This window comes from Paenibacillus senegalimassiliensis, assembly GCF_001486585.1.
Lineage (GTDB): Bacteria > Bacillota > Bacilli > Paenibacillales > Paenibacillaceae > Fontibacillus > Fontibacillus senegalimassiliensis.
The window spans coordinates 525,378-551,412 of the sequence record NZ_LN909045.1; the positions used below are offsets into that span (position 1 = coordinate 525,378).

The 26,035-nt window shown below is 51.7% G+C and carries 22 protein-coding genes; 13 read left to right on the plus strand and 9 right to left on the minus strand.

Annotation, left to right across the window (positions count from 1 at the left end):
* Positions 1-117: 117 nt before the first annotated feature.
* On the minus strand, positions 118-1,275 hold the full coding sequence (locus tag BN3279_RS12265) for an MGDG synthase family glycosyltransferase (protein WP_059051224.1): 1,158 nt from the start codon (positions 1,273-1,275) through the stop codon (positions 118-120).
* 282 nt (positions 1,276-1,557) lie between these two features.
* Here BN3279_RS12265 and BN3279_RS12270 point away from each other — a divergent pair, with 282 nt between their 5' ends.
* The 3 genes from BN3279_RS12270 (at position 1,558) to gltB (ending at position 10,055) form a co-directional block, all read left to right on the plus strand.
* Positions 1,558-2,145, plus strand: a complete 588-nt coding sequence (locus tag BN3279_RS12270) for a TetR/AcrR family transcriptional regulator (RefSeq protein WP_059051225.1) — start codon at positions 1,558-1,560, stop codon at positions 2,143-2,145.
* Positions 2,146-2,191: 46 nt separating this feature from the next.
* Positions 2,192-4,381, plus strand: coding sequence for a YhgE/Pip domain-containing protein (locus tag BN3279_RS12275; protein ID WP_059051228.1), 2,190 nt, complete (start codon positions 2,192-2,194; stop codon positions 4,379-4,381).
* A gap of 1,081 nt (positions 4,382-5,462) precedes the next feature.
* Positions 5,463-10,055, plus strand: a complete 4,593-nt coding sequence (gltB, locus tag BN3279_RS12280) for a glutamate synthase large subunit (RefSeq protein WP_059051815.1) — start codon at positions 5,463-5,465, stop codon at positions 10,053-10,055.
* A 120-nt stretch (positions 10,056-10,175) separates the two neighbouring features.
* Here the strand turns inward: gltB and BN3279_RS12285 are convergent, their stop codons facing one another.
* The 3 genes from BN3279_RS12285 to ligD form a co-directional block, all read right to left on the minus strand.
* Positions 10,176-10,583, minus strand: coding sequence for a bactofilin family protein (locus BN3279_RS12285; RefSeq protein WP_059051230.1), 408 nt, complete (start codon positions 10,581-10,583; stop codon positions 10,176-10,178).
* A 42-nt stretch (positions 10,584-10,625) separates the two neighbouring features.
* A complete protein-coding gene (locus BN3279_RS12290; protein ID WP_059051232.1) occupies positions 10,626-11,645 on the minus strand; it encodes a M23 family metallopeptidase in 1,020 nt (339 codons plus the stop codon).
* 81 nt (positions 11,646-11,726) lie between these two features.
* Positions 11,727-12,629, minus strand: coding sequence for a non-homologous end-joining DNA ligase (gene ligD / locus BN3279_RS12295; RefSeq protein ID WP_059051234.1), 903 nt, complete (start codon positions 12,627-12,629; stop codon positions 11,727-11,729).
* An 80-nt stretch (positions 12,630-12,709) separates the two neighbouring features.
* Between ligD and BN3279_RS12300 the strand changes: the two genes are divergently transcribed.
* Positions 12,710-13,654, plus strand: coding sequence for an ATP-dependent DNA ligase (locus BN3279_RS12300; RefSeq protein ID WP_059051235.1), 945 nt, complete (start codon positions 12,710-12,712; stop codon positions 13,652-13,654).
* 10 nt (positions 13,655-13,664) lie between these two features.
* Here BN3279_RS12300 and ku read toward each other — a convergent pair whose 3' ends face one another.
* Positions 13,665-14,612 carry a non-homologous end joining protein Ku gene (gene ku / locus BN3279_RS12305; RefSeq protein ID WP_059051237.1) on the minus strand — a complete coding sequence of 316 codons (948 nt, stop codon included), beginning with the start codon at positions 14,610-14,612 and terminating at the stop codon, positions 13,665-13,667.
* A gap of 298 nt (positions 14,613-14,910) precedes the next feature.
* Here ku and tsaE point away from each other — a divergent pair, with 298 nt between their 5' ends.
* Genes tsaE through tsaD form a run of 4 tightly spaced genes read left to right on the plus strand, consistent with a single transcriptional unit; the run spans position 14,911 to position 17,669 of the window.
* Positions 14,911-15,408 (plus strand): tRNA (adenosine(37)-N6)-threonylcarbamoyltransferase complex ATPase subunit type 1 TsaE, encoded by a 498-nt coding sequence (gene tsaE / locus BN3279_RS12310; RefSeq protein WP_059051816.1) that lies wholly within the window; start codon positions 14,911-14,913, stop codon positions 15,406-15,408.
* Positions 15,395-16,123 (plus strand): tRNA (adenosine(37)-N6)-threonylcarbamoyltransferase complex dimerization subunit type 1 TsaB, encoded by a 729-nt coding sequence (gene tsaB, locus BN3279_RS12315; protein ID WP_059051238.1) that lies wholly within the window; start codon positions 15,395-15,397, stop codon positions 16,121-16,123. The genes tsaE and tsaB overlap by 14 nt, the downstream gene beginning before the upstream one ends.
* Before the next feature lie 17 nt (positions 16,124-16,140).
* The gene (rimI, locus tag BN3279_RS12320) at positions 16,141-16,638 is read left to right on the plus strand and encodes a ribosomal protein S18-alanine N-acetyltransferase (protein ID WP_332310111.1); all 498 of its coding nucleotides are present in this window, start codon (positions 16,141-16,143) and stop codon (positions 16,636-16,638) included.
* Positions 16,632-17,669, plus strand: a complete 1,038-nt coding sequence (gene tsaD, locus BN3279_RS12325) for a tRNA (adenosine(37)-N6)-threonylcarbamoyltransferase complex transferase subunit TsaD (RefSeq protein WP_059051242.1) — start codon at positions 16,632-16,634, stop codon at positions 17,667-17,669. The genes rimI and tsaD overlap by 7 nt, the downstream gene beginning before the upstream one ends.
* An 85-nt stretch (positions 17,670-17,754) precedes the next feature.
* Here tsaD and BN3279_RS12330 read toward each other — a convergent pair whose 3' ends face one another.
* On the minus strand, positions 17,755-18,231 hold the full coding sequence (locus BN3279_RS12330; protein ID WP_059051243.1) for a bactofilin family protein: 477 nt from the start codon (positions 18,229-18,231) through the stop codon (positions 17,755-17,757).
* Complete coding sequence (locus tag BN3279_RS12335; RefSeq protein WP_059051245.1) at positions 18,228-19,250, minus strand: M23 family metallopeptidase; 1,023 nt, start codon at positions 19,248-19,250, stop codon at positions 18,228-18,230. Before BN3279_RS12335 ends, BN3279_RS12330 begins: the two co-directional genes overlap by 4 nt.
* A 398-nt stretch (positions 19,251-19,648) precedes the next feature.
* Here BN3279_RS12335 and BN3279_RS12340 point away from each other — a divergent pair, with 398 nt between their 5' ends.
* Positions 19,649-20,743 (plus strand): ParM/StbA family protein, encoded by a 1,095-nt coding sequence (locus tag BN3279_RS12340; RefSeq protein WP_059051247.1) that lies wholly within the window; start codon positions 19,649-19,651, stop codon positions 20,741-20,743.
* Positions 20,744-20,816: 73 nt separating this feature from the next.
* Here BN3279_RS12340 and BN3279_RS12345 read toward each other — a convergent pair whose 3' ends face one another.
* Positions 20,817-21,155, minus strand: coding sequence for a rhodanese-like domain-containing protein (locus BN3279_RS12345; RefSeq protein WP_059051249.1), 339 nt, complete (start codon positions 21,153-21,155; stop codon positions 20,817-20,819).
* Positions 21,156-21,484: 329 nt separating this feature from the next.
* On the opposite strand from BN3279_RS12345, the gene BN3279_RS12350 reads away from it, so the two are divergent.
* Positions 21,485-21,952 (plus strand): hypothetical protein, encoded by a 468-nt coding sequence (locus BN3279_RS12350; RefSeq protein ID WP_232436835.1) that lies wholly within the window; start codon positions 21,485-21,487, stop codon positions 21,950-21,952.
* Positions 21,953-22,269: 317 nt separating this feature from the next.
* Here BN3279_RS12350 and BN3279_RS12355 read toward each other — a convergent pair whose 3' ends face one another.
* On the minus strand, positions 22,270-24,234 hold the full coding sequence (locus BN3279_RS12355) for an ABC-F family ATP-binding cassette domain-containing protein (RefSeq protein ID WP_059051251.1): 1,965 nt from the start codon (positions 24,232-24,234) through the stop codon (positions 22,270-22,272).
* Between the two features lie 192 nt (positions 24,235-24,426).
* Here BN3279_RS12355 and BN3279_RS12360 point away from each other — a divergent pair, with 192 nt between their 5' ends.
* The 3 genes from BN3279_RS12360 (at position 24,427) to BN3279_RS12370 (ending at position 25,993) form a co-directional block, all read left to right on the plus strand.
* On the plus strand, positions 24,427-25,050 hold the full coding sequence (locus BN3279_RS12360; protein WP_059051253.1) for a 5-formyltetrahydrofolate cyclo-ligase: 624 nt from the start codon (positions 24,427-24,429) through the stop codon (positions 25,048-25,050).
* A gap of 125 nt (positions 25,051-25,175) precedes the next feature.
* Positions 25,176-25,661, plus strand: coding sequence for a MogA/MoaB family molybdenum cofactor biosynthesis protein (locus BN3279_RS12365; RefSeq protein WP_018750987.1), 486 nt, complete (start codon positions 25,176-25,178; stop codon positions 25,659-25,661).
* Between the two features lie 119 nt (positions 25,662-25,780).
* The gene (locus tag BN3279_RS12370) at positions 25,781-25,993 is read left to right on the plus strand and encodes a twin-arginine translocase TatA/TatE family subunit (protein ID WP_059051255.1); all 213 of its coding nucleotides are present in this window, start codon (positions 25,781-25,783) and stop codon (positions 25,991-25,993) included.
* Positions 25,994-26,035: the final 42 nt, after the last annotated feature.

A 26,035-nucleotide genomic window follows, 5' to 3' on the forward strand; every position in this document is an offset into this window, starting at 1 on the left:
CTGTCTATGTAATAAGGCCTAAGACAAATTATATCTAGAAGAGGTGGGGAAAGGGTGTAACTTACCGCACTGGCAGAGCCTTTAAATGATAAATGGGTGAGAAAAAGAACCATGTGCTTAGCATAAAACGCGGAGAGTAGGGGACGGCGTGCTTGCAGCTAATGGGTGTAGTAATCCAGCGACCGTATCGGCGCAGGAATCAGGGCGATAGCCCGCGCGCATCGTCGTCACCTTCTTGCTCCGCAAAGCTCCAGTCCGTTCAAGAAGCGCCCCGAACCACTCATCCAGAATGGAAGGAGAGGTTAATTCTGCCCCAAAGCCATGCTTCAGGAAGAACTCGCGATTCTTCTCCTCCTGTCCGGGGATCGATTCGAAGAAGAGCATCGGGATGCCCTTGGCCATACCTTCGGTGCAGGTCATTCCGCCCGGCTTGGTGATCAGCACGTTGGAAGCATCCATCCACTTGCTGATCTCTCGGGTAAATCCGATCACTTTAACATTCGGGTGCTGGAACCTGGGATCGGAACGTAGCTTGGCCGCAAGCTTCTCATTACTCCCGACGCAGCACACAATTTGCACCTTGTCGCTCCAGGCCGTCAGCCTGCCAAGTAAGTCATCCTCAACCGGTAGTCCCCAGCCCCCTCCCATAACAAGAACGGTGGGCATGTCTTTAAGCCCCAGCTCGGTCCGGGCAGTGGCCTTGCTCTGTCTTCTCCAGAAGTCGGGATGCACGGGAATACCCGTGCTGCGAATCTTGGCGGGTTCCACACCACGTTCAATAAGCAAGCATCTGACCTCGGGGGCGGAGACCAGGAAATAATCGGTTCCGGAACTGATCCAGGAGCCATGTGCATCGTAATCCGTAATTAGCGTACAGAGCGGCACGTTCAATCGCTTCGTAGCTTTCAGATGGGCCACAATAGCGTTGGGAATCGGGTGGGTGCACACAATCAGATCGGGATTAAGCTGCTGGATGACCTGTAACGTATGTTGATAGAACACCTTATGTAAGGCCAGCCGGGTTAGCCCGCCCATGGGCTTTTCATACTTTTTATAGTAGAACTTGCCCACCAGCGCCGGACTGGTATTCACTGTCATGCGATAGGCTGCGAGAATTAAAGGAGCGACCTTGGGATTCAGAAAGGATCCCAGCTCCAGCACCTTTGTGCGAATTTGCGGGTTCTTCCGTTTAAGTCCCGCTGCCAGAGCATATCCGGCTTGCGTATGCCCACTGCCAAATCCCTCGGATAAGATCAGCACTCTTCTCTTCCGCATGTTAATCGCCCGCCCCCATAATGTTCCGTATTTGTTCTCTGTTATTAAGTGTATTGCGTTTCTAGGCCAATATACAGAGTCTTTGGACTGGTTGCCTGCTGGACTTAGGTCGGGGAGCTCAAGCTGGACAAGGGATTGAAAAATTTTCGTGAAAATTATTGAAAATAACTTGATATTAGGTTGCGGAGAGAGTAAAGTAATGAATGACCAAATGACCAAAAATGAATTTTAGTCATTTTTATGGCCTGAACCAAAATCTATCCAAACAAGGAGGTGTCTGAGATGGCAACGGTAGATCGCCGGCAACTTGTAGTTGAAGCGGCGGAGAAATCATTTGCGCTGTTCGGCTATAAGGCAACGACGATGGACCATGTGGCCAAGATTGCGAACGTGGCCAAGGGAACGATTTATACCTTCTTTACCAATAAGGAGGAACTGTTCGATGAGATTCTTCGTTCCGTCATCATGGACATGAGGCAAGTGATCGAGCAGGAATTCGATTCAAGCAAGCCATTTGCTGAGAATTTGCATCATAGTATGGACGTGCTGCTTAGCTTTCGCAGCGAGCATGAGCTGTTAATTAAGCTGTCGCAGGAGGTTCGCGATTTCGGGACTCCGAAGGCACGTGAAGGTCTCCAGCAAATTGAACTTGCCATTTTGGAATACCTGGAGCGAAAGATTGCTAAATTTATAGAGCTTGGAGAAATTCGCCCTTTCGATCCCAAGCTGCTTGCCTATGTCGTATTTAAGCTGTATATCGGGTTGGCCTCAGATTGGAATCAGATTCATGAGCCGCTTAGCGAGACGCAAATCAAGGAGTTTACCCGCGACTTCCTGGAGGGTGGCTTGTCTCCGGCGGCACAACATTAAATATTGACTCAAAATAGAAAGAAGAGCCATCAAGGAGAGAGAAAGCATGAAATCATTAGCGGTATTTCTCAAGGATATGGGAGCCACATTGCGAAGACCGAAGGTCTTTATTCCCATTCTTGTCGTGTTGTTTATTCCCGTACTGTATAGTGGCCTGTTCCTGACGGCCTTCTGGGACCCGTACGGCAAAATGAATGAATTGCCTGTTGCGGTTGTCAATGAGGACCGGGGATCAGCCTATGAAGACAAGGAATTGAAGGTAGGAGCAGACCTTGTTGAAGAGCTTAGGAAAAGTGATGATTTTGCCTGGAACTTTGTGACGCGTGAACAAGCGGAGCAAGGGATGAAGAACAACGATTACTATATGACCATTGTCATTCCCGATAACTTCTCGGCCCAGGCAACAACGCTGATGGATGAAAATCCCGCACCGGCACAACTGATATTCGAGCCCAACGAGGGTTATAACTTCCTCGCAGCTCAAATCGGAGGTACGGCGGTCAAGGAGATCAAGACCAAGGTCTCGGCTAAAGTCACCGAGGCTTACACGGAGACATTGTTTGATCAAGTGGAGAACATCTCAGGAGGATTGAGTGATGCCGGGGGTGGTGCAAGCGCTCTGAACGAAGGGGCCGTCAAACTGGATGATGGCGCAGACCAGTTGAAGGCCAATTTGGCGAAGCTGGTTGACGGGACAACAAAGCTTCAAAATGGCGTGACCCCTTTGGCCCAAGGGAGCGAATCGTTATATGGCGGCATCAATGAAGTCAGGGGCGGTGCTGCTACCCTGGCCGGAGGACTGAGCCAGCTTGATGCGGCAAGCCAGCAGCTTCGCAGCGGAGCGCAGGATGCCCAGCAAGGCAGCCAGCAACTGCAAGCGGGATTGCAAGCTTCACTGGAAGGTGCGAAGAAGCTCCAGGCGGGTCTTGAAGCCTCGGAGCAAGGCAGCAGCAGCCTGAAGACAGGCCTGGCCTCATCCGTACAAGGCAGCGCCAAGGTGGTGGAAGGTGCGAACGCGGTGGCCCAAGGGCTGGAGCAGCTAGCTCAAGCGAATCCGGAGCTGGCTAGCAACGCTTCGGTGCAGCAATTGTTAGCGGCCAGCAAGGCAGTAGCCCAAGGGGCAGATGCCTTGCATCAAGGCAATCAGCAATTGCTGCAAGGCAGCGACAGCTTGCATAGCGCGCAGCAGCAACTGGTGCAAGGCGGCGGCGAGCTTGCCGCAGCACAGGAGCAACTGCTGCAAGGAGCAACCGCGCTTGAGGCCGGGCAAGCGAAGCTCTCCGGCGGGCTGGAGCAGTTCGGCTCCAAGCTGTCAGAAGCGGCGGCTGGCGGCCAGAAGCTCGCTTCGGGTACCGGGCAGCTTAGTGCAGGTGCAGAGCAATTGCTCGGCGGCGTCAAGCAATTGTCCAGCGGCGTAGGCACCTTGACCGATGGCTCCAAGCAGTTGAACGCCGGAGCTGACGAGTTGAAGGACGGCATGGACCAATTGACTGAGGGAACCGGGGAACTAGCTGGTAAGCTGACGGATGCGGCGGAGCAGACATCCAGTGTCCAGAAGACAGACGCTCTGGTGAGCATGTATGCCGAGCCTGTCAGCATTGATGAGCATAAGCTGAATGAAGTGCCTAACTATGGCACAGGCTTTGCTCCTTATTTCCTCTCGCTTGGCCTGTTCGTCGGCGCGTTGATCTCTACGCTGGTCGTCCCCGTTCGCGGTTCATCGGTAGCGGAAGCAAGCGGCTGGAACCGTTTTGTCAGCCGTACACTGGCCTTCACGGGGATGAGCCTGTTTCAGTCGTTACTTGCTGTTATTATGGTGTTGTACGGCTTGGGACTGGAAGTGCAGAGTGTTCCGCTATTCTATCTATTTAGCTTTGTCACCAGCTTGAGCTACATGTTCATTATTCAGGCATTGGTGACCTGGCTGGAGAATCCTGGCCGCTTCCTGGCCATTCTGATTCTGATCTTCCAGCTCACCACCAGTGCAGGAACGTTCCCACTGGAACTGATTCCTAACTGGATGAAGGTGTTCAACCCTTTGTTGCCAATGACCTACAGCGTCAAAGGCTACAAAGCCGTAGTGTCCACTGGGGAAACAATCGTTATCTGGGACAATATCGGCATTTTGCTTGGATTCGGAGTTGTTTTCCTGGCGCTGACGCTAGTCTACTTTATACGCCATGAAAGCAGCAGGGATGTAAGTCCCGAAGCAAGCCTGAGCGTACAAGCGCATTAAGTATCGTAGAGGGCACTGAATAGCAAACAGTACATCAGTAATCCATATAAATTTTGATATCAGTATAATGAAGAACCTTCTCGCTCGATTTACCAGCGGCCTGTCCCCTTGGTGAGCGAGAAGGTTCTTTGCTTGTATTTTAAGAGGTTGTTCAAAAAGTCGTCTTCCCAGGACGGAGTTAATCAAGGAGTAGAATCGACATCGAATCTTGAATTCAGCCGGGCCTTCCGTTGCTCACGTAGATCTGTCTACGCTCCGCTACTCAGTCCCTGACTTCATCCAACCTTCTCGGTCCTGCTAACCCGACTTTTTGAACACGCACTTTCAGCTAACTCATTTGGCCTACATTTGCTTTAGCTTGTTTTTAGCTTGTTCCTGACTAGTCCTTAGCTCGTTGTAACTCCACCATTACCTCGATTTGCGCTTCATTTGTTCATTATAGGTAGATTATAGGGAATTTCTCATGCTAATTTTCAAAATTGGCCTCAAAAACGTAAATTAGATGGAAAACCTCCATATAAAATCACTAATATCACTGAATTCACGATGAAACGACACTATTATAGGGAGAATTTCCCTATAATGCTGAAAAACTTGATTATATCCTCAATTTAGTTGGAGGATTTCCCTATAATTCCTCTTAATCGTTCTTTTTTCTCTTGAAAAAGCACTTGTCCGCCACTAACTACTCCAACACCAACTACTCCGCCACTAACTGTGCTATCATCACTGGTTCCATCTACACCCTCAGCATTAACAGCCTCTTCGCAGCCCATTATTATCAATCAACTTTAGAATCGCACTCCCTGGTCATCCTAATGCTTTTTTCTTATGTCAAAAAGTACAAGCTGGCAAGTTAGATTATCCATGCAAAACCCTTTGGATGATTTTCACTATGGATGAACATGCTGCTAGGTGCGGGAGGCTAATTTGGACGAGCTGGACTCATTTGTCTGAAATTTCTAATCAATAGTGCAAAATAAAGAGAACATAGTGCAAAAACACAACTGACATTTTCCGTTAGAATAAAAGGAAAGATGGGTCCGGGCTTATCCGGCTGAAGAAAGGGTTGCGTCAGATGATGAAACATACCGATACACCGATCAAGCAGGGATTGTATGATCCCGCTTTTGAAAAAGACGCTTGCGGTATGGGCTTCGTCGCTCATATCAAGGGAAATGCCTCACACGATATTGTCAGTCAGGCCTTGACGATGCTGGCCAATATGGAGCACCGGGGCGGGCAAGGCAGTGAGCCCAATTCGGGAGATGGGGCAGGTATTTTACTGCAAATTCCGCATCGCTTCTTTGCGGAGGAAGCACAGAAGCTTGACTTCGTTCTTCCGGAAGCCGGCCAGTACGGGGTAGGTATGTTGTTCCTGCCACATGACGAGGTGGTTCGTGCCGGTCAAGAAGCGGAACTCGTAAACATAGTTGAAGCAGAAGGACAACGAGTGCTAGGATTCCGGACAGTGCCAACCTCGGATGATATGCTGGGCAAGTCGGCCAAAGCTGCCAAGCCGTTTGTTCGTCAAGTCTTTATCGGACGCTCGGCGGAGCTGACGGATGATTTGGATTTTGAGCGCAAGCTCTATGTTATCCGTCGCCGGGCCGAATTGGCCATTCGTTACAGCGGCGCAGAAGAGGGCGACGCCTTCTACGTATCCAGTCTGTCATGCCGGAAGATTGTATATAAGGGGATGCTGACCACTGAGCAGGTGGGGCAATTTTATCTGGATCTGAAACAGGAATCGCTGGAGTCAGCAATTGCCCTGGTGCACTCCCGCTTCAGTACCAATACGTTCCCAAGCTGGGAGCGGGCGCATCCGTACCGCTTCATGATCCACAACGGAGAGATCAATACGCTGCGCGGTAACGTGAACTGGATGCGCGCACGGCAATCCATGTTCAAGAGCGAAGCGTTTGGTGCTGATCTGGAGAAGGTGAAGCCGATCATTAACCCGGACGGCTCCGATACAGCGATGTTTGATAATACCTTTGAATTCTTGTATCTGAGCGGACGTTCGTTGCCGCATGTCGCCATGATGATGGTACCTGAGCCTTGGGGCGGTCAGAAGGATATGGACCAAGACAAGAAGGCGTTCTATGAATACCACAGCACGATGATGGAACCGTGGGACGGCCCTGCGGCCATGGGCTTTACCGATGGTATCCAGATTGGAGCGATTCTGGACCGCAACGGCTTGCGCCCATCGCGTTATTATGTGACCAAGAACGACCTGATTGTGTTGTCCTCTGAAGTAGGGGTGCTGGACATTCCAGCGGAGGATGTACTTTATAAGGATCGTCTCCGTCCGGGACGGATGCTGCTGGTCGATACCCGGGAGGGACGAATCATTTCCGATGAGGAAGTGAAGGCTTCAATTGCCGCTGAGCATCCTTATCGCGAATGGCTGGATGAGCACTTGGTCGAACTGGAGGACTTGCCGGAAGCGAAGGAGCTGCCGCCGGAAAGTCATGAAAATATTTCGCAGCGGCAAATGGCCTTTGGTTATACGTATGAGGATTTGCGCAAGGTGCTGGAGCCGATGGCGATGACGGGGCAGGAGAACCTGGTCTCCATGGGTTACGATGCGCCGATTGCCGTATTGTCGGAACAGCCGCAGCGCCTCTACAACTACTTCAAGCAAATGTTCGCTCAGGTCACCAATCCGCCAATTGATGCGATTCGTGAGGAATTGGTGACCTCTACGGTGACCACAATTGGACCCGAGCGTGACCTGCTTAATCCTGAGCCGGAGAGCTGCCGCCAGATCCGTCTGGATTCGCCGATTCTGTCCAATGAGGACTTTGCCAAGGTTCGTCATGTACGTCGTCCTGGCTTCAAATCGATTACCATTCCGATTCTGTTCCCGGCGGCCGAAGGGGCGGAAGGGCTTCGTCAAGCATTGGATACCCTGTGCGAAGCTGCTGACCGGGTCATTGCCAAGGGGCACAACATCATTATCCTGTCGGACCGGGGTGTAGACGCGGACAATGCTGCTATTCCGGCGTTGCTGGCAGTATCCACCTTACAGCATCATCTGATTCGCCAGGAAACGCGGACCAAGGTCAGCTTGCTGCTCGAATCCGGGGAACCACGCGAAGTGCATCATTTCGCCCTGTTGCTGGGCTATGGAGTCAGCGCAGTGAACCCGTATCTGGCCTTCGAATCCTTGAAGGATATGATTGCGCAGCGCATGCTGCAAGGCATCACTCATGAGAAGGCTGTCTATAACTTTATTAAAGCGGCAACGAAGGGCGTTCTCAAAACGTTGTCCAAAATGGGAATCTCCACGATTCAATCTTACCGTGGCGCACAGATCTTCGAGGCTGTGGGGCTGGAGCCGTCATTTATAGACCGTTACTTCACCTGGACGCCTTCCCGCATTGGCGGAATCGGCTTGCCAGAGGTGGCTAGCGAGGCGCTGGCACATCATTTCCGGGCCTTCACTGATAAGGACGGCAATGACAAAGTGCTGGATTCCATCGGTGAATATCAATGGCGGAGCGGAGGGGAAGAGCATCTCTTCAATCCGCAGACCGTGCATTTGCTGCAACAGGCGGTTCGGACCGGGGATTATGCCCTGTACAAGAAATTTGCCGAGCTGGTGCAAGGCGAGAATGAGAAGCACTTCACACTGCGTTCCCTGCTGGAACTGAAGGCAGTCGGACCAAAGGTACCGCTGGAGGAAGTGGAATCGGCGGCATCCATCATGCGCCGCTTCAAGACAGGGGCCATGTCCTACGGGTCCATTAGTAAGGAAGCACATGAGACGATTGCCATCGCGATGAATCGCATCGGTGGCAAGAGTAATACCGGGGAAGGCGGCGAAGATCCGGCACGCTTCGTGCCCGATGCGAACGGCGATTTGCGCCGAAGCGCCATCAAGCAGGTAGCCTCCGGACGGTTTGGCGTGACATCGAATTATCTGGTCAATGCGGATGAAATTCAGATCAAGATGGCTCAAGGGGCGAAGCCTGGTGAAGGTGGGCAGCTTCCGGGCAAGAAGGTTTATCCGTGGGTTGCTGAGGTTCGCGGCTCAACGCCAGGCGTAGGACTGATCTCACCACCGCCGCATCATGACATTTACTCCATTGAGGATTTGGCCGAATTGATCTTCGATCTCAAGAATGCCAATCCGCGGGCTCGCATCAATGTGAAGCTGGTATCCGAGGCAGGCGTAGGCACGATTGCTGCCGGGGTAGCGAAGGGCCGGGCAGATGTGATTCTGGTGAGCGGCTACGACGGAGGAACGGGTGCATCGCCGCAAAGCTCCATCCGTCATGCCGGCTTGCCGTGGGAATTGGGTCTTGCCGAAACGCATCAGACCTTGATGCTGAATAATCTGCGGGATCGCGTTGTGCTGGAGACGGACGGGAAGATGTTGAACGGGCGGGATATTGCTGTTGCCGCTTTGTTAGGAGCCGAAGAATATGGCTTCTCCACCGCACCACTTGTGGCGGTTGGCTGCATCATGATGCGTGTGTGCCAGCTTGATACTTGCCCGGTTGGCGTGGCTACGCAAAATCCGGAGCTGCGCAAGAACTTCGCCGGAGACCCGCAGCATGTTGTGAACTTCATGACCTTTGTGGCAGAGGATCTACGGGAGTGGATGTCAGAGCTGGGCTTCCGCAGTCTGGAGGAAATGATCGGCCGGACCGATTGTCTGGATGCGGTCAAGGTAGAGGGTCATTGGAAGAAGCAAGGCGTTGACCTTCGCTCGCTGCTTCATATGCCGGAGCTTCCGGAAGGCAGCAGCCGCTATTGCACGAAGCAGCAGAACCACGGGCTGGAAGAAACACTGGATATGTCGCGGATGCTGGAGCTTGCTGCTCCTGCGTTAGAACGCGGGGAGGCAGTCAGTGCCAGCTTGCCACTCTGCAATGTCAACCGGGCCACGGGTACGATTGTAGGCAGCGAGGTGACACGGCGACATGGACTTCAAGGACTGCCCGAGGATACGATTACCTTCCACTTCGAAGGTTCGGCGGGCTTAAGCTTCGGTGCCTTTGTGCCGAAGGGGATGACGCTCAGTGTCGAAGGGGATGCCAACGACTACACCGGCAAAGGCTTGTCGGGAGGCAAGATCATCGTGAAGCCATCGCCGCGCGCTACGTTCATTGCTGAGGAGAACATCATTCTTGGTAATACTTCCTTCTATGGTGCGACCAGCGGTGAGGCTTACATCCGCGGTATTGCTGGCGAGCGCTTTGCCGTCCGGAACTCCGGGGCAAATGTTGTTGTCGAGGGCGTGGGTGATCATGGCTGCGAGTATATGACTGGAGGCCGGGTAGTTGTACTGGGCGGTACAGGCCGCAACTTTGCGGCAGGCATGTCCGGCGGGATCGCTTACGTACTGGATGAAGAGGGAGACCTCGTGAACCGCTGCAACCTGGAAATGGTGCTTCTGGAATCGGTGCAGGACCCTGCCGAAGCTGACCAGCTTCGCACCTTGATCAGCCGTCACGTTCTGTATACCGATAGTCCGGTGGGACGCCGCGTGCTTGACGAGTGGGAGCAGTCCTTGCCTAAATTCGTTCGCGTCATTCCGAAGGATTACAAGCGGATGATGGAGCAAATTCGTAAGGTGGAGAATGAGGGGCTGCGTGGCGATGCCGCATTGCTTGCCGCTTTCGAAGCCAGCACACGCGAGTTGGCTACAACCAACTAAGGATTAAACAAAGTTCAGCGAATAAAAAAAGTTCCCATTGCCTTATGCGGCGTGGGAACTTTTTTGGCGTTTGGAGCGATAGGTATGCTTCACATTCTTAGGCACAACTCGTATTAGCCTTTAGCCTGCTTCCGCTTGAGGTTGCTTTTTGCCTTTTTCCTTATTTGCTACGGGGGCCACGGCATGTGCCGGCTTCTCCATTCTACTTGTACCGTTTAGTGCGCCGCCTTCAATGATGACGAGCTTGGCAACATGGACATTGCCAACAACCCGTCCGCTGTCTGCGATCGTTAACCGGCCAGGGGTAGAGATGTCACCGATGACTGTGCCGGCCACAATGACATCAGCGCCCCTGATACTCGACTGAACTTCACCAGTCTTACCGATGACCACTTGCCCGAGACAATCGATTTCTCCGTGAACTTGACCTTCTATACGCAGGTTGGATTTGCATTCCAGCTTGCCCTCAAACAAGCTGCCTTGACCAATCAACGTATCCGTTGCGGATTTCTTCGCGTCCTTGAACATGAGTAGGATCTCCCTTCGGCTTCACTCAAGAAAATGTTGGTTTCATTTCAAATAAGGCAGGGGATCAATCGCTTTGCCGCCCTTGACGATCTCGAAATGAAGGTGGGGGCCTGTGCTTCGTCCGGTACTGCCCAGCTTGCCAATACGTTGTCCCTTGCGGACCGAGTCGCCTTCATTAACATCAATACCGCTCAAGTGCAAATACCAGGTCTGCAAGCCTCCTGGGTGCTCGACCACGATATACTTGCCGTGCGAGCCGTCGCGATCAGCGGTAACGACCTTACCCGCAGCGGCCGCATAGATGGGGTCGCCCAGCTTCCCGGCAATATCGATGCCTGCATGGAAGGCGGCCCGGCCCGAGAACGGGTCGGTGCGATAACCGAAATTGGAGGTCAAGCGGGTGGACAGGGTTGGCCACTCGGAAGGAGTGCCGGAAATGGAATGCTGGGTCTGCCGCGCTTTTTTCAAAGTAACGGGGATATTCTTCTCCATTTCATCCAACATTTCGTTCATCGCGATAAAGTCATTTTTGGTGTGCTGGGCCAGATCAGCGATTTCGTTGTCATGCACAGCGATAAATTCACCGCCTACCCCGCTCACGCGCACATATTGCGGAGCATCCGCATTTCCATCCGTCCAATCGTCCGCAGGTAAGGAGGACAGCCTGCCAAGCTCCTTGGCATCGCCGATGCCGTATTTACTGATGAATTGCTGAAGTTCTGCCTCTAGCTCCGCCACCCGCTCCATCCGCCCCATCATATTCTCGGACTGGCTGGACAGGGCAATGACCTCGTTCTGTAGCCGTGATATGGCTTCATCCTTGTCGGTGACCACGGCTTCAAAAGAAAGGCCCTGCGTCGCAAGTTTACTTTCCAGTGCGCTGATCGTCTGCTCCGACTGTACATGCAGGCTGACGATGAGTCCAGAGATGGACAGTATCGCCAGCAGGGGAACGGCAACGACCAGCGGCTTGGACACTTGGATTTGTTTGACGGGACGAGCCGCATCCCGCAGAACAAGCAGTGTCATCCGGTTGGGATTAGGCAGGGTAACAGTCCTCATGGCATCTCCTCCCTACTCTTGTGGGTTCTATTAATTATCTATTCCTATGATTCTTAAATCATGTCAAAAAAACGGCCCTGTCTAATATAAAGGCCGCTTTCCCTTGAGGTGCTGGAGGATCAAATCCAGGGGCTGTGGCGGGATGGCTTCCAGCAGGTCACCACGTTCCTTCAGGCGCTGCCCGATGTTCAGGAGGTTATAATCTGCAGGGCGCGGCCCTTGGCGAACCTCCTCCCAAGTTAGTGGAGTAGAGACGCTGGCAGCGACGCGAGCCCTTGGTGTGTAAGGCGCGGCGAGCGTCTTTCCATTATAATGCTGCAAGTAATCCACGTAGATTTTGTCGCCGCGGTCCTTTTTCAACCGTTCAATCGTAAAGAGGCCAGGATACTTCTCCGTAACAAATCTTGCGACAAAGAGACCGATGGTACGCAAGTCGTCGAAGGTGATGCCATAATGAATGGGCACGATGATTTGCAGGCCTGTCGCGCCTGAGGTCTTGGGGATAGAGTCTATGCCGAGAGAGGCAAGGGCTTCACCAACGATGTCGGCAGCTTCCATAATACGTGGCTCCTCCTCCACCGAGGGGTCCAAATCCATCATCCATTCGCAAGGTAGTGATTCACCCACATAATGCAAAGAAGGGTGAAATTCAATGCAGGCGAGATTACCCAGCCATAATAAGGTGGCCAGCTGGTCCAGAACGATATAGTTAATCTCTTCATGGATGACGGTGCGGACGAAGGAAGGCAAGGGCTGGGGGGCATTTTTTTGATAAAAGTGCTTGCCATGAACCCCACCGGGATAACGGATGGTTGTTAAGAGCCGATTGCGGCAGGCCTTGAGCAGATAAGGAGAGAGCTCCGCCAGCTTTTCCAGATACAAGCTCTTGGTAATTCCGAGTTCCGGCCACAGCAGCTTATCGGGGTTCGATACCCGAATCTCTTCCCCTTCCACGTAGATGCTTCCCTGCCGGGCTGTTGCCATGCACAATCCCTCCCATACTTATTTGAGTATAGGCTTACCTTTGGCGCGCAAAACTATGAGGGAGAAAGGAGGCTTTACGGATGAACTTGGAATCGATTGTTCCCTTTGAGCCGATTCGTAGTAAGGTAATTCCTCAAGGTAAAGAATGGATTGCCCAGGTTAAATGGGACGGGGTGCGGATGCTCGTCTATTACACGGACGGAGAAGCACGACTCATTAACCGTCAGGGACGTGATCGTACCCTCCAGTATCCCGAGTTCACAGAGGTTCCGGCGTATTGCAAGGCAGACTCGGTTATTCTGGACGGAGAGATGATCGCTCTGGCAGATGGCAAGCCTTCCTTCCACGAGATCATGCGCCGAGACAGCCTCCGGCAGGAACGGGAGATTCGCTTTGCATCCGGACGTATTGCCGCCATATACATGGTGTTCGATGTTGTTTATTACAATGGCGTATGGATGAACAATCGGACCTTGGCTGAGCGTCAGCAGTTGCTGGGGCAAATCATCATTCCTTCCGAACGGGTACAAGGGGTTCCCAGTCTGCCTGAGGGAGAGCCGCTACTGGCTGTGATGAAAGAACGGAGCTGGGAAGGCATTGTCTGTAAAAGGCTGGACAGCACATATGCGATAGGTGGCAAAGATGCGCGTTGGCAAAAGATTAAGCTGACCCATGACCTCTATGCCGCAGTGGGTGGTGTGACTTACCGTGATGGAATGGTCAATGCCGTACTGCTAGGTTTATATGACGAGGACGGCAAGTTTCTCTATATTGGACATGCTGGAAGCGGTAAATGGAAGGTACAGGATTGGCGCGATTTAACCGAGCATATTCGTCCATTGATCATTCCCGTGCGTCCTTTCCACAATGTTCCGGAACGGGTAAAAGGGGCCGTCTGGATTCAGCCGGCCCTGGTACTTAAAGTGCAATTTCTCGAGTGGACCCCCGGCGGAACGATGCGACAGCCTATCATTCAGGGCTGGGTCAATGTTCCGCTAGAAGCCTGCCATGTTGGACAAAGCTAGTAGGTTGCGCTTATTTGACTCCCGGCTTGGTGGTTGTTCGCCGTTTGGGCTTAGGCTTCACGACGACTGAGGGAGCCGTAGCGGAAGTCTCGACAACCGTCTCCGGTTCGGCCTTGCTCTTCTTGGCCGCAGGCTTGCGTGTTCGCTTGGCCGGAGCTGGCTTTGAAGCTGTTCCGGGATCGGTTGCCAGCGGCTTGACGGCCTCTATGCTGGCCTGAAGCGCGGCCATCAAATCGATGACATTCGTCTCCGGCTTGGCTGGAGCGAGACTGATCTCTTCCCCGGCCACCTTCTGTCCAATCAGCCGGAGCAGACTTTCGCGGTAATCATCCGTATATTTCTCTGGCTCGAACGGGGTGGATAGCTGCTCGATCAGCAGGCGAGCCATCGTAAGCTCCTTGTCGTTGACCTGAATCTGCTCGGGCAGATTGGGGACCTGGGAGATGGGGCGAATTTCATCGGGATAAAAAATCGTTTCAATAGCCAGGCAGCCCTCCATGACGCGAATAGCCGCCAGACTGCTCTTGGATCGAATGGCAATCTTGGCAATTCCGATCTTGCCCGATTGTCGCATGGCTTCGAGCAAGAGCTGATAGGCATTGGCTCCAGCCTGATCCGGGGATAAATAGTAGGTCTTCTGGAAGTAGATCGGATCGATTTCCTGCAAATCGACGAAATCCATAATATGAATCGTCTTCTCCGTTTGCGCGGACAATTGATCCAGCTCTTCCTTTTCAAACAATACATATTTCCCCTTCTCGTATTCGTACCCCCGGGAGATCTCCTCCCAGTTCACGTCAACTTCACAGGCGGGACAACGCCTCACGTAAGAGAGCGGACTGCCGCAAACCTTATGGATATATTTCATGGAAATATCTTTGTCTTCGGTAGCAGAGAACATTTTGACCGGCACGTGAACCAGCCCAAAGCTGATTGCGCCTTTCCAGACCGTATGCATGGGCGTTTGCTCCTTCCTTTGCCTTGGTGTGGCGAATGCAGTTCGCCGGGCGAGCAGATGTGTACTTAGTTGTAGTATGGGTGAAAAATGATTTTCTATGTCTGCTGGAGCGGTTGCGGGTGGGGAAACGTACCGATATAATGAGTACATACGTTTTTGGTACCGGATGTGGGACAAGTCAATCAGAGTGAGTGTTCAAAAAGTCGGGTTAGCAGGACCAAAGCTTATGCTTTCGATGTGCGTTTTTTCAAAATTTTGAACAACCTCTCAAAGGTGGTTACGAGCAGTGAATTCAGAGATGGACAATGCCTTGGCTGATTGGGTCTATGAGGCGGAGAGTCTTACGGCTACCGAGCGGCTGGCCGCTTGTTTGGCGGCTTGGTCGCAGCCGGGGACAGTTCTGGCCCTGGACGGAGATCTCGGGGCGGGCAAAACAGCCTTCTCACAATTATTAGCCCGGCATTTGGGCGTGCTTGAGACGGTGAACAGTCCGACCTTCACCTTGATCAAGGAATATGAAGGCAGGCTTCCCTTTTATCATATGGACGTCTATCGGCTGTCGCTGGACGAAGCCGACGACTTAGGACTGGACGAGTATTTCTACGGGGCTGGTGTGACCGTGGTGGAATGGGCCAGCATCATCAAGGAGTTGCTTCCGCCGGAGGTGCTCCATATTTATGTGGAGACCGTGTCCGAGACGGGGCGGCGCATGCATATCAAGGGACAGGGTGAGCCTTACGTATCCTGGCTATCTGCCCTGAAGAAGAATGGAGTACAAGGTTATGAATCAATCTAAAGAAGACCAGCAGCCTCGGCGGTTGTTGGCGTTTGACACGTCTACGTCCTCCCTGGCTGTTGCCGTGCTTGAGGGAGGCCGCTTGCTCGCCGAGCGTAATATTTATGCCGAGCGCAACCATTCGGCATTTTTGGTAACGGCGATTAGCGATTGTTTGGCCGAGGCCGGCTTGGGCAAGGGTGAACTGAGCGGCATCGCCGTGGGTGTGGGGCCAGGCTCCTACACAGGTACACGGATAGCGGTGACCACGGCCAAGACCTTGGCCTGGTCCCTCAAGCTGCCCGTGTACGGCGTCTCCAGCCTGGCTGCGCTGGCGCTGGGCGGCTGGGCGACCGCCAGCGGGCAGGACGCCGCGGCGCTATGCCTGCTGGCCGCGCGCCAAGGCGTGGAGCCGGCCGGCGCAGCACGGCCGGCAGAAGGGCTGATGGACGATTGGGCCGGAGAGCTGGCCCGGCGGCTGCATGAGCTGCCGCCGCAGGAACGTCCGGCCCACGTCTGGTGTGTGGGCGAGACCTCGAAGCATGAAGCGGTGCTGGGGTCCTTGGCTTCGGGCTTCGGCGAACTGGTCAAGGTCGTTCCTTACGAAATGGAAGGCGTATGGTTGGGCCTTACCGCAGTGGAACGTTCCGGGTATCCCCCGGAAGATGTACATGCGCTGGAGCCGAATTATACGCAATTGACCGAAGCCGAAGTTAAGCGGCAACAGAAGGCGTAGGAAAGGGGGCGGCCTAGCTGGAACAGGAAGAGATTACATTTCGCAATATGACACTGGGGGACCTCCCCGATATCATGGTCATTGAACATGAATCATTTACGCTGCCGTGGAGCGAGGATGCGTTCCGCAACGAGCTTACACATAACCATTTTGCCAGGTATCTGATGCTGGATTACCATGGCGAGCCGATCGGCTATGCCGGTATGTGGACGATCCTTGACGAGGCTCACGTGACGAACATTGCGGTTCGTACCGCCTATCGGGGCCATCACTTCGGTGAGCGGTTGCTTCGCAAGATGATGGATTGGGCCGCGGAGCTAGGCATGATTCGGATGACGCTGGAGGTGCGCGTGTCCAATCAGGCGGCTCGCTCGTTATATGATAAGATGGGATTTACTCCGGCAGGAGTGAGAAAAGGCTATTATTCGGATAATCATGAAGATGCTTTGATTATGTGGTGCGATCTGCCGGTATCGCAGATAGAAGCCGGGGAAGGAAGCGAAAGTCATTGGTAAGCAAGCAACAGGACTGTTACATACTGGCGGTAGAGACAAGCTGCGATGAAACTTCGGCGGCTGTGATCAGAAATGGTACAGAGGTCTTATCCAACCTGATCGCCAGTCAAATTGAGACGCATCGGGCCTTTGGCGGCGTTGTACCGGAGGTCGCTTCCCGCAAGCACGTGGAGAGCATTACGCGGATGCTGGAGGAGGCTGTGCAGGAATCCGGCATAGCCATGGAAGACTTGTCGGCCATTGCGGTTACAGAGGGACCGGGATTAGTGGGCGCCTTACTGGTTGGCGTGATGGCGGCGAAAAGCCTGGCTTTCGCTCTTGACAAGCCGCTGATTGGCGTTCATCATATCGCTGGACATATTTATGCGAACCGCTTGGTGGAGGAAATCCTATATCCGTCCATGGCCCTGGTCGTATCGGGTGGGCACACGGAACTGGTACTGATGGAACGGGCGGGTAGCTTCAAGTTGCTGGGGCGGACCAGAGACGATGCAGTAGGCGAGGCCTATGATAAGGTCGCTCGTGCGCTGGGCTTCCCTTATCCCGGAGGTCCTTACGTCGATAAGCTCGCTGGCGAAGCGACCGAGGTCGTAGAGTTGCCGCGCGCCTGGCTGGAGCCTGATTCTTATGATTTCAGCCTTAGCGGACTGAAATCTGCGGTTCTGAATGCAGTGAATCAACACCGGATGCGCGGGGAAGAGGGCTTCGAGCCAGCGATCGCCCGTGGATTTCAGGAATCGGTTATAGAGGTGCTGGTTGAGAAGGCAATTCGTGCTGTTCGGGCCACCGACTCTCGCCAGTTGCTGCTTTGCGGCGGCGTGGCGGCAAATCAGGGCTTGCGAGCAGCATTAACGCAGCGCTGCGAGCGCGAAGGCATAGCGCTACTGATCCCGCCTCTCAAATACTGCACAGATAATGCAGCAATGATTGGAGCTGCTGCCTATTTGAAATGGTGTAACTCGGAGTTCTCCAGTCTGGAGATCAAGGGTGAACCTTCGTTTTCGCTGGAGGCCTGGTCGGTTCAATCCTGATTCTTAATTTGCATTAATAACATAAAGCTCCCGAAGCTATGGTTCAGTTTGAACCGCTTCGGGAGCTCTTATTATTTATCTTGTTCTACCATGTTTTGTAGACGGCTTCGCTGTCGGATGAGGCATTATTTTTGCCGGAGGTTGCGGCTTGAGCTTGACCTTGGGGCTGGGCTTCCTTAGTTGCTGCCGCTTCGTTATCTGCTGTGCCCCCCATTTTACTGGTTCCCTCGAAGATGCTTCCTTCCTCAATGGATAGAGAGGTGGCTACCATATTGCCGTACAGCTTGCCCTTGGACGTAATAGATAACTTGTTCTTGGTATGCACATTGCCGTGGACGGTACCAGCAATGATGACGTTGCGAGCGTGGATATTGGAATGCACGACACCTTTCTCGCCAACGGTAACATCACCTTCACAATCGATATCACCGGTAATTTGCCCCTCAATACGCACGCCTGCATCCGAACGGATATTTCCTTCAAAGACGCTGCCTTCTCCAATTAATGTATCTGTGGTGTTCGGGTCGAGCTTGACTACCTTGTTCTGATTCCTGAATTTCACGATTCATCTTCCTTTCCGGGTTTTCTCAAATAATCTGCGGGGTCTACCGTGCTTCCGTTCTTCACTACTTCAATATGTAGGTGTGGTCCGGTACTGCGGCCCGTAGAGCCGAGCTTGCCTATGGTATCTCCTTGCTTGACGGTGTCCCCCGTCTTGATCAAAATTTCACTTAAATGCATATAGTTTGTCTTCAGCCCCGACGGATGGGAGATCGTGATGTAGTTGCCCCGTGCGCTGGTATATCCGGATTCAACGACTTTGCCATCGGCTGCCGCATACACCGGATCGCCCACCTTACCACCAATATCCATGCCAGCATGCATATTGGCTCGTCCGGTGAAGGGGTCCCGTCGCTTGCCATAATCCGAAGTTACCCGTACCGATTCGGTAGGCCACAGGGTAGGCAGGATGGTCATCATCCGTTTGTATTCTTCAATAGAGAGCTTCGTCTGCTTCAGCCTGCTTTGCAGGTCAGGCATTTCTTCCAATGAAGTGGAGATACTTTGCTTGGTCTCCTGGACGAGGTTAGTCACATCTTCCTCAGTTAAAGGAATGGCTTCACCACCTACACCTTCGGATTGCAGTGAGGTTGCATCCACTTCCTTCAGCGCAGCGGCTGTAGTACCTTGAGATGACTTGGAGTTACCATCTGTGATCGACTTGAGCTCAGCCTCCAATTGCTCTAACTCGCTCATCTTGGTTTCAATCGTTTTGGATTTCTCGGAGAGGTCCATTAGTTCCTTCAGCAGCCGATCAATCTCCTGCTCCTTGTTCACGACCGTAGTTCTGAATTGATCAGACGAGTCGGTGAGTTCGGCTTCCAGATGGCCAATACGGCTGGTCTGGTTGCGATTAGCAATAAACAGGACCGTGAGCGAACTGACTAACACGGCGGCACTGAGCATAATCGCCAGCAAATAGGAGAAGCGAAATTGAAAGCGGAATACGGGATTCGTGCCCTCCGGTACGATCAGTAGTGTATACCGCCGATTTATATTCTTTTTAAATCTAAGCCTCATGTCTTCCTCCTGATATCTTAAGTTGATTTTAGTGCGAGTTCAAAAAGTCGAGTTTTCAGGACCAAGAAGGTTGGATGAAGCCAGGGACTGAGTAGCGGAGCGTAGACAGATCTACGTGAGCAACGGAAGGCCCGGCTGAATTCAAGATTCGATGTCGAACTCACTTCTTGAATCAACTCCGTCCTGGGAAGACGAATTTTTGAACAACCTTTTGTTAGTAGGACTAAGGTCATTGATTGCAACTTGCCAATACAACTATTTCGGCAAAATACTCAAAATTCCTCTTGAATTAAAAAAAATTGTTCGTTTTTTCACTTTTAAAGCAGGAATTTGTCGAAGGGAAGCGAAATGAAAAGGAAGTTGGAGAGTGTTTTCTTTCCTATCGTAAGGAGGTTATTATGATCAGAATTGCCGGTATTGACGTTGGTAACGACAGCGTTAAGGTAGTCGTCGACGGTTCACAACGACCGATCATTATTCCGAGTATCGTTTCTCCCGGATATGATAGACATGTGCTGCAAGAAGAGGATTCCCCACTGAAAGCATTGGATGTGAGGGTCTATAGTCCCAAGCTCAAGAAGAACAATCAGCGGTATTTCGTAGGTATGCTCGCGATGGAGGATCAGGACAATTCCGAACTCGAAGAGACAGACAACAAGGCCACTAGCGATCAATCGCTTGTCGTGGCTTTGACGGCGTTAGCTTATGCGGCCCTTTCCGGACAAGCATATCAGCCGGCGGGAACCGGGGTGGAAGAGGTAGAGTACATCATCGGTACAGGATTGCCGGTACGTACCTATGTAGCTTTTCACCAAGCTTTTGAAGAACGTTTGACCGGAGAGCATGAGGTGACGTTCCTGTCTACGCCGGAGCTGCGGGGACGGACGGTGCGTATTGCCATTCGCCGTACTATCGTGTCGGTGGAAGGAGCGGCTGCGTTGTTCCATCTGGCTACCAATGATACGCTGCAGGTTCGAAATGAAGAATTACATAACGGCTGCATCGGCATTTGTGAGATTGGTGCATTAACCACAGACTTTCCAGTGGTGAAACGAATGAATATCGACAATCAGTTCAGCACGGGCGAGCAATTTGGCCTTGCCACCTATTTGGACTCAATTATCCGTGATGTGGAGGACCAGTTCGGCTACCGCTTTCCAAGTCGGACGAAGCTGATTGGCAGAATTCGCAACCGTGAGTTCGTGATTCAGCGGGTAGGTGAGGGACAAGCTGATATTCGTCCAATCGTGGACATGTATTTTGGCCGGGCTGCACAGAAGCTGGTTGATTTGATTCGTAAGCGGTGGAAGAAGTATCCCGACATTGAGTGCTTCTATGTGCTTGGGGGCGGGGCATCTGCCTTGAAGACCTATTTGATCGAGGCTTCCGGACAAATGCGGTTGCGCTTTGAAGAGAACAGCGAGGTTCTGAACGTGTACGGCTATCTTAAGCTGGCCAAGAATAAAGCCGGTCAATCATCCAATCCGGCATAAGATGAATGAATTGAATTTATCCGGCAGTGGGTTCACTGCCGGGTTTTTGTACCATCACAGCGAGAAGCCTGATTCACTCGGGTGAGGAACCGGAGATGATTTCTCCATCCCAATTCAGCATGCCGCCAAGATAGTTGTGAACATTTGGAAAGCCGAGAGCCTGGAGATAACGTGCGACCTCAAAGCTGCGGGCACCACTACGACATACAAACACATACTCTTGGTTCTTGTCGAACTCATCGATCCGGTCCGGAATCTCGCCCATCGGAATCAACGGGACGCCGGGAATATGGGCAACTTGATACTCATGGGGCTCACGAACGTCAATGACCACCGTGGCATTTGGGCTTTGCAGCAGGTTATGCAATTCGGTAGTGTCAATATGGGAGATGCCTTCGATCATTTGGGGCATAATAATTCCTCATTTCTTTAAATATCTCATTTTAGAGGTTCTTCAAAAAGGCATCTTTTGATCACGAAGCGGCTCAGGGAGCAAATTCGACATCGAATCTTGAATTCACCCGGACCTTGCGATGCTCACGTACCCACTACGTACGCTCCGCTTCTCAGTTCCTAGCTTCATCCAACCTTCTTGGTGCTGAAAATCTGGCTTTTTGAATATCTCATTTTTAATCTATTTTAGCTGACATCAAATCCTTCTTTCAACTTAATATAAATAGTAAGCGGGATTTTTTTTGGAAATACTGGTGAAAAAAATCACAATTAATGGAGAGTGGGACGATGACAAAGGGTACTTCAAAGATGCCGTTTGCGATTAAACTGTTGGTTGCTTTACAGGCTTTGTTGGGTGTGGGAGCTGTATTTGGAGGAGGCGCTCTGATGGTGGACCCCACGGGCGCGAGCATTGGGATGCCATCGGATATAATGAAGATTCCGCTGTTTTCCAGTTACTTTATTCCAGGAATGATTCTCTTATTGGTCTTTGGTGTTGTTCCTTTGCTCGTAACCTCTGCCCTGATCAAGAAATGGGAATGGAGCTGGGGAAATAAGCTGAATGTTTTCAAGGAGCTTCATTGGTCGTGGGCATTTTCCTTATACATTGGCTTTGCTCTCATTATATGGATCTCGGTGCAAATTTATATCTTGAGCAGCTCATCGCCGGTACATTTGCTTTATACCGCTTGGGGCCTGGCCATTCAAGTGCTGACAATTCTGCCTTCGGTTAGTCGCTACTACACGAAGCCATAGTGGTGTAGTCCGATTTGTCAAGTTGTGGACAAAATTATCCACAACTTGTTGACTATCTTTATGAAAGCAGTGTGAAAGCTTACGTACCAACCTATTGAGCAACACCTGAAAAAAACAAGCTTTTTTTGCTGAAAACTGTGGATAATGTGTATAACTTGGTGGATAAGGTTACATTTTGACGAAAAACGACGTTATTCCTAAGAAAAACCGGCCTGAGAGGCCGGTTTTTGCTTGCTAGTTATCTGAAGAATGTGGATAAGCTTGTGTATAATACGGGAAATTGTTTGGGCAATGTAAAAAATATTTTTTGTGAATATTTAACCTTCGGCGAGCGTTTCCCATTCTTCATAAGCCGTTGACAATTCTGTTTTATGGCGATCAATGACTGTTTGACGCTCCTGTATGGCCGCGTAATCCTGATATACCTCTGGAAGCGTCAGTTCATGCTCCAAGGCTGTAATGCTATCCTCCAGTTCGGCAATCAAGGTTTCCAGTTGCTCCACACGGCGTTGTCGGTTCCGTTCCTCTCGCTTGGCTTGTTTGTCGGCTTCATAGGAGGCGGCTCCCGTCTTGTCATTCGTGGTAATAGTGGACTCGATATGGCTTGCCCGGCCCGTTCCTCCGACTAGCTTCATCGCCGCCTGTTCGGCAGCTAATTCGGCAAGTTCCTGCTTTTTCGCTAAATAATCGTCATAATTACCCAGGAAATGTTCTGCACCGTCAGGATGCAACTCTACAATTCGTTCCGACATCTTGTTCAGGAAATAACGGTCATGGGAAATGAACAGTAGTGTTCCATCGTATTCCATCAAGGCGGATTCCAGCATTTCCTTGCTGAACAGGTCCAAATGGTTGGTAGGCTCGTCAAGGATCAGGACATTGGCCTTTTGAAGCATGAGCTTGGCCAGAGCAACACGGGCTTTCTCCCCGCCACTTAAGGCGGTTACCTTCTTCAGAACGTCATCTCCGCTAAAGAGGAAATTGCCCAGAACGCTGCGAATTCTCGCTTCTTCCATGTGAGGAAATGCACCCCATACCTCCTCCAATACCGTGTTGGCCAAATTCAGATGAGTTTGCTCCTGATCATAATAGCCGATCTTTACTTTGGCCCCCCAATGGATGGTTCCATGGGTTGGCTGCAAGTCGCCGGTTAGCATCTTAAGCAACGTTGATTTGCCAATCCCGTTAGGACCGATCAAGGCTACAGTCTCGCCACGCCGGAGTTCAAAGCCGACATGCTGGAACAAAGGATTTGGTTTATCAGCAAAGTTGTAGGCAAGTTCGCTTACCTGTAAGACTTCCTTGCCACTCATTACTTCGGCTTCAAAGGTGAAGTTAGCCCGTTTCAAATCGCCAGGCGGACGGTCCATCACATCCATTTTCTCTAGAGCTTTGCGGCGGCTTTGCGCACGTTTGGTCGTTGAAGCCCGTACGATATTTTTCTGAATAAAAGCTTCCATCCGGGCAATTTCATCCTGCTGCTTCTCGAATTGCTTCATCTGACTTTCGTACTCTGCAGCTTTGAGATCTACGAAGCGGCTGTAGTTGCCTGTGTAACGACGGGACTGATGCCGTTCAATCTCCACGATAGCCGTCACGAGACGGTCGAGAAAATAACGGTCATGGGATACGACCAGGAGCGCGCCGGAATAATTGCGCAAATAATCCTCTAGCCAGGTCAGAGTTTCGATGTCCAGATGGTTCGTCGGTTCATCGAGCATAAGCAAATCGGGAGCTTGCAGCAAAATGCGGGCCAGAGCCAGCCGGGTTTTTTGCCCACCGCTCAGAGTAGATACAATGGTGTCAGGCGGGAACTGGCCAAATCCCATACCATGTAGCACCATTCGGATACGGGTCTCAACCTCGTAGCCACCATGATCCTTGAACCAGTCGGATTTCACGGCATAGCGATCAAGCAGGTCCTGGTGAGCCTTCTCGTCCTGAGCCAGCACCGGGTCAGCGATCTGTTCCTCCATTCGGCGCAGTTCACGTTCCGTCTCGATCAGCGGAGCAAAGACATGAAGCATTTCCTCCCAGATGGTGCGATCGGATTGCAGGCCACTATTTTGTGCGAGATATCCAATGGTTGTTTCCTTAGATTTGAAAATTTGTCCGCTATCATATGAAATCTCTCCCGCCAAAATTTGCAGAAAAGTAGATTTGCCCGCGCCATTCACGCCGACTAATCCGATGCGGTCCCGTTCCAGCACCTGCATATCAATCCCCTGTAGCACAGGGGTGATGCCATATAGTTTGGTAATATTCGAAGCTTGAAGCAACATAACGGATTCGATCCTCCAAAATAATTTGCAGTATTTGTATTCAGTGTACATGAAACCAACGTGAAATGCACCGTTCATTCCTTGAGTGACGGCGCTTTGCAAAGCAATCATGTTAGTTTTCATTTTTACATAACAATGATACACTAGGAGAAGATCAGCCGGATATAGAAGGATGGAAGGGATAGAAGACGGATGGAACTTGCCGATGCCAAAAAAGAGCTGCGTCAGCGGATGCTGAAGCTTCGTGCCCAAATTCCTGATGATGTCCGAAGAGAGCAGTCGGCCGAGGCTGCCCGTCATGCCGAGCAGGCATTGCTGGAGCCATTACGACAGCGTCGGGGCGGCTCACTGAAGGTAAGTTGCTATGTCTCGTTTGGGGACGAGCCCCATACAAGACCGCTGATTGAGAGTTGCTTAAGCCGGGGAGATCAGGTGCTTGTGCCCAAAATCGGTGCGGAGCGCCACCTTTCATTGCATGAACTATCCGCAGAGGCAGATCTTGTTCCAGGAACGTGGGGAATTATGGAGCCTGCAAAGCATACTGCCATTTGGCCGGAATCCCGTTATAAGGAAATCGATGTCATGATTATTCCTGGCCTTGCCTTTGACTTGAACGGGGGACGCATTGGATTCGGTGGAGGGTATTACGATCGTCTGATTGATCGGATGATGTCCGGGCATGACGGGAACACGCATGTTATTCTGGGTGCCCTGGCGCTTAAGGACTTGATTATACCGGAGGAGATTCCTATGGAGGCCCATGACTTCAGGCTGGCCGTATTGTTTGGCCCTGATGGTCCTATATATATGAACTGAGATTTACGGCGTTAGCCATTATTTTGTTACATAGATGATTCAGGTTTTTAAGATAGGCCAGCAACATCCTGGTATTACCGTTTGACTGCAATTGGAGTTCCTAATTGGATGAGGAGGGTGACTTCATGGTTTGGAAAACAGCGATCCTGACAGCTAGCGATAAAGGGGCCAGGGGAGAACGCGAGGATACAAGTGCCCAGGTAATTCGCGAGCTGGTCGAGGAAGAGTTGGGCGGGGAGATTGTGGAATATCGCATTGTTCCTGACGAGCCTGATGAGATTATTGCCGCACTAATTGAAATGACGGATTATTTCCATGCGGATCTGGTGCTAACCACCGGAGGGACGGAACTGGCGATTCGAGATGTTACGCCGGAGGCCACCCGCCGGGTAATTGAGCGTGAGGTACCGGGAATGGCGGAAGCGATGCGCTACAGTGCCATGCAGAAGAATCCGGCGGCCATGCTGTTCCGTGGAATTGTAGGTATACGCGGGCGTACGCTGATCGTCAATTTGCCAGGAACACCTAAGGGTGTGCACGAGAATTTGGCTGCAATCATGGGGCAACTTCCGGAAGCGCTACTGATGGTAACCGGACAATTCCGTTTGTGATTGAACAATTTGGTTTTATTCTGTAACTGTGACATTTGTTATGGTATGATGTGGGCGATGATAGAAATGAGAATGGAATCGCCCATAGAAATACAAGCATAACGAAAGGGGAATAAACCATGGGTGCAGGCGGATTTTTGCTTATCGTTATCGCAGCGTTGTTATTGTTTGGCCCTAATAAGCTGCCGGAACTTGGGCGAGCTGTAGGCCGGACCTTCCGGGAGTTCAAGGAAGCGACCCGGGATATCATTGAGGATGAACCGGAGGCAAAGCAGGCAACCGTGGTGCCTCGATCGGAGAGCCCAAAGACAGAGGAACGTCTGCCAGAGTAGCGTGGTGGATATTTAATATGCCAGATATGAATCCCTTCCAGA

Bases quoted from the DNA above. Each gene is read 5' to 3' on its own strand.
- tsaB (WP_059051238.1), top strand. From the start codon at position 15,395: ATGAATCAATCTAAAGAAGACCAGCAGCCTCGGCGGTTGTTGGCGTTT.
- BN3279_RS12300 (WP_059051235.1), top strand. From the start codon at position 12,710: ATGAACTTGGAATCGATTGTTCCCTTTGAGCCGATTCGTAGTAAGGTA.
- BN3279_RS12370 (WP_059051255.1), top strand. From the start codon at position 25,781: ATGGGTGCAGGCGGATTTTTGCTTATCGTTATCGCAGCGTTGTTATTG.
- BN3279_RS12345 (WP_059051249.1), bottom strand. From the start codon at position 21,155: ATGCCCCAAATGATCGAAGGCATCTCCCATATTGACACTACCGAATTG.
- ku (WP_059051237.1), bottom strand. From the start codon at position 14,612: ATGCATACGGTCTGGAAAGGCGCAATCAGCTTTGGGCTGGTTCACGTG.
- BN3279_RS12265 (WP_059051224.1), bottom strand. From the start codon at position 1,275: ATGCGGAAGAGAAGAGTGCTGATCTTATCCGAGGGATTTGGCAGTGGG.
- BN3279_RS12360 (WP_059051253.1), top strand. From the start codon at position 24,427: ATGGAACTTGCCGATGCCAAAAAAGAGCTGCGTCAGCGGATGCTGAAG.
- BN3279_RS12365 (WP_018750987.1), top strand. From the start codon at position 25,176: ATGGTTTGGAAAACAGCGATCCTGACAGCTAGCGATAAAGGGGCCAGG.
- BN3279_RS12350 (WP_232436835.1), top strand. From the start codon at position 21,485: ATGACAAAGGGTACTTCAAAGATGCCGTTTGCGATTAAACTGTTGGTT.
- BN3279_RS12355 (WP_059051251.1), bottom strand. From the start codon at position 24,234: ATGTTGCTTCAAGCTTCGAATATTACCAAACTATATGGCATCACCCCT.
- tsaE (WP_059051816.1), top strand. From the start codon at position 14,911: ATGGACAATGCCTTGGCTGATTGGGTCTATGAGGCGGAGAGTCTTACG.
- BN3279_RS12275 (WP_059051228.1), top strand. From the start codon at position 2,192: ATGAAATCATTAGCGGTATTTCTCAAGGATATGGGAGCCACATTGCGA.
- BN3279_RS12285 (WP_059051230.1), bottom strand. From the start codon at position 10,583: ATGTTCAAGGACGCGAAGAAATCCGCAACGGATACGTTGATTGGTCAA.
- gltB (WP_059051815.1), top strand. From the start codon at position 5,463: ATGAAACATACCGATACACCGATCAAGCAGGGATTGTATGATCCCGCT.
- BN3279_RS12340 (WP_059051247.1), top strand. From the start codon at position 19,649: ATGATCAGAATTGCCGGTATTGACGTTGGTAACGACAGCGTTAAGGTA.
- BN3279_RS12290 (WP_059051232.1), bottom strand. From the start codon at position 11,645: ATGAGGACTGTTACCCTGCCTAATCCCAACCGGATGACACTGCTTGTT.
- ligD (WP_059051234.1), bottom strand. From the start codon at position 12,629: ATGGCAACAGCCCGGCAGGGAAGCATCTACGTGGAAGGGGAAGAGATT.
- BN3279_RS12335 (WP_059051245.1), bottom strand. From the start codon at position 19,250: ATGAGGCTTAGATTTAAAAAGAATATAAATCGGCGGTATACACTACTG.
- BN3279_RS12270 (WP_059051225.1), top strand. From the start codon at position 1,558: ATGGCAACGGTAGATCGCCGGCAACTTGTAGTTGAAGCGGCGGAGAAA.